Source organism: Nostoc sp. FACHB-110 (assembly GCF_014697425.1).
Taxonomy (GTDB): domain Bacteria; phylum Cyanobacteriota; class Cyanobacteriia; order Cyanobacteriales; family Nostocaceae; genus Nostoc_B.
Window position 1 is genome coordinate 1 of sequence record NZ_JACJRU010000099.1, and the last position, 2094, is coordinate 2094.

The window sequence follows — 2094 nt, forward strand, 5'->3', positions numbered from 1 at the left end:
CTGCTCCGAAAAACTTACTTAAACTTACTCAAAGAAAGTTGATTGGGTTAACGTTTTCTTCTTGCTTCGTCCAAGGTAGACGGCTACTTCTTGTCCACAAGCGATTCAGGTCGAGCCGACCTTACCCTTTGGGTGACGCTCCTGCGTCGCTACCGCTTCGTTAATGCCAGTTGCCTGCGACGGGAAACCCGTCTACAGAACTGGACTGACTCTATCATTAGGGACATTTTCAAGATTTATAGATGCGTTTTCATCTCGATCTTGAATATGCCCACAGTGTTGACAGTTGAAAATTCTGTCAGACAAGCTCATTGGTTGAATATGATGGCATTTGCAGCACATCTTGGAGCTTGGAAACCATCTATCAACCAATTCAACTTTTGTGCCATAAAAAGGTTGTTTATACGTTAGCTGACGACGAATTTCGTATAAACAGTTATTGCTAATAGCATTGGCTAGCTTATGATTAGCAATCATGCCTTGAATATTTAAGTCCTCAATGCGAATAACATACGCTTTGCGACTTAAATCCGTCGTCATTTTCTGCGTTGTATCTTGTCTGATGTTAGCAATTCGAGCATAAATCTTAGCTGTTTTCGCCAAGAATTTACGAGCATTATTAGATGCTTTAATCTTCAACTTCTTGTTCCCTAGCACCTGATTTCGATTGCGCCATTGCAATTTACCTAGCTTGGTTTTCGCCTTTTTTGTAGTAACTGGCATGGCGTAACTCGTGCCGTCAGAACAAGTGGCTAAAGTTTTCACGCCTAAGTCCACACCAATTCTTTCTATTGGATGAATGATTGGCGGGATTTTCTCAACATCTAAGATGAAAGATACAAACCATTTGTCAGCAGTTCTAGAAACAGTGAATGTTTGCGAACTACAGATAAAATCAATCTTCTCCTTTAGTCGAAACTCTTTAATTCCCGGCAAAGTAATTCTCTTGCCCCGATTAATTACAACCCTATTGGTAAATGGTAGTGCTGGTTTGCCTTTTTCAAGGTAGATCCCCGATGTCTTGTAAACTGTAAACGAATCACCTTTCTTCTTTGATTTCTTTACAGGAAACTGGGCTAAACCTTTGCGCCATCTGCTGAAAGCGTTTTTCAGATCAATGAAAGCTGATTGATATACCGTGGACGGGTATTTTCGCATCCAGGCATATTCTGGCTTGTTCATTGTGTGTGAAGTAAACACTTTTTTGATAGTATCTAAGCGTTTTGAATCGCCTGCTTTAATGCCATGAAAATCCCAGCTTGCTGTGATTAAATCCAAAGCATAATTGTAAACAAATCTCTTGAATCCTGCTATGCCACGCATTAGAGAGCGTTCTTTGTTATTTAGTTTTAGCTCTCTTTTTAATGCGTACATCGCTATACTTTTTTAAACTTATTTATGTGAGGAAGTATAACGGTTATTTTGTACATGGGTCAACACCTTCTACAATCTTTTTTACTTTTGATTTGTATTTGCGTAACCCATAAAGTCGTGAACTAAAACAGTGGACAATTGAAAGTAAATCAGCCGTTAGTTCTTCATGCGGAGAAAGCGTTTCTGCATTGGCAACAACAATACTGCCTCCACCCCACAATACAATCTGCTCAACTAAGTCAAATCCAAATCTACATAATCTATCTTTATGTGCGACATACAAGGTTTTTAATTCACCTGTAATCGCCCATTGAATAACTTGCAGAAATTTTGGACGCTTAAAGTTCAACCCTCCTCCAATCTCTTGGATTGTCTGTGTCACACACACACCTTGAGCCAAGCAAAAGCTTTCCATTGCTTTTACTTGGCTCAATAAATCGTCTTTTTGATTGTTAGATGAAACTCGGCAGTATATAACAATCTTGCTTGGGTATTTGCCTGATTTCAAGCTTTTAGCTATAGCTAAATGGGATTCATTATAAATTCGTTGATTACCTAATGTTCTTTCTGGGATTAACCGTCCTTCCTCTTCCCATCGTCTCAACTTAGATGGCGAAATGCCTACTAAATTACCAAACTCCGATACTTTCCACATCAACTTCCTCACAATAGCTAGCTATGAGTAAGTTTAGACAAGAGTTTGGCTACTTAGTCAAGCTC

2 protein-coding genes are annotated in these 2094 nt (G+C 39.2%); both read right to left on the bottom strand.

The genetic code is table 11. From position 1 onward, the window contains the following. Positions 1–192 precede the first annotated feature (192 nt). Complete coding sequence (locus tag H6G69_RS33430) at positions 193–1374, bottom strand: RNA-guided endonuclease TnpB family protein (RefSeq protein ID WP_190694009.1); 1182 nt, start codon at positions 1372–1374, stop codon at positions 193–195. A gap of 43 nt (positions 1375–1417) precedes the next feature. Further along, a complete protein-coding gene (locus H6G69_RS33435; RefSeq protein WP_190694010.1) occupies positions 1418–2029 on the bottom strand; it encodes an IS607 family transposase in 612 nt (203 codons plus the stop codon). Positions 2030–2094: the final 65 nt, after the last annotated feature.